The 803-nt window shown below is 70.0% G+C and carries 1 protein-coding gene; it reads left to right on the top strand.

Annotated elements, in window-relative coordinates:
- Nucleotides 1-803, top strand: an 803-nt coding sequence (locus RZ1_RS16175; protein WP_139281867.1) for an aldehyde dehydrogenase family protein, incomplete at both ends; no start/stop codon positions are given.

The raw sequence follows: 803 nt of genomic DNA, 5'->3' as shown, positions 1-803 counted from the left end.
GCCGCCGCCGGCATCCCGGCGGGTGTCGTCAACCTCGTCACCGGCGACGGACGAGTGGGTGATGCGCTGGTCCGGCACCCGGGAATCGACAAGGTGGCCTTCACCGGGTCGACGGGTGTGGGACGCCGGATCGCCGCTGCCTGTGGGGAGTTGCTCCGTCCGGTCACCCTCGAGCTGGGCGGCAAGTCGGCCGCGATCGTCCTCGAGGACGCCGACCTCGACGCCTTCTCCGAGGTCCTGATCAGGTCCTGCATGCGCAACACCGGCCAGACCTGCTACATCTCGACCCGGATCCTGGCGCCCGCTGCGCGCTACGACGAGGTCGTCGAGGCGGTCACCCGCACGGTCCGGACCGCTCCCCAGGGCGACCCCTTCGACCCGGGCACCGTCTTCGGCCCGGTGGCCAACAAGCGCCAGTGGGAAATCGTCTCGGGCTTCCTCGACTCCGCACGCGAGGAAGGCGCCCGCGTCACCACGGGCGGCCACGCGCGCACGGACTGTTCCGGCTACTTCGTCGAGCCGACCGTGCTGGCCGATGTCACCCCGAAGATGCGGGTGGCGCGTGAGGAGATCTTCGGGCCCGTCGTGACCATCCTGCGCTACGACGACGTCGACGAAGCGATCGCCATCGCGAACTCGACGTCATTCGGCTTGGGCGGCATCGTCTTCGGCCGCGACACCGAGCGCGCTCAGGAGGTCGCCGAGCGGATGGATACCGGGTCCGTCGGGATCAACTTCTTCGCGTCCAACCACGCCGCGCCGTTCGGCGGACGGCACGACTCCGGCCTCGGTGTCGAGTACGG

Origin of the sequence: Rhodococcus zopfii NBRC 100606 = JCM 9919 (assembly GCF_001895025.1) — a bacterium.
Classification (GTDB): domain Bacteria; phylum Actinomycetota; class Actinomycetes; order Mycobacteriales; family Mycobacteriaceae; genus Rhodococcus; species Rhodococcus zopfii.
Note: the sequence above shows the minus strand (reverse complement) of the source record. Positions and strands in the feature narration are given on the sequence as shown.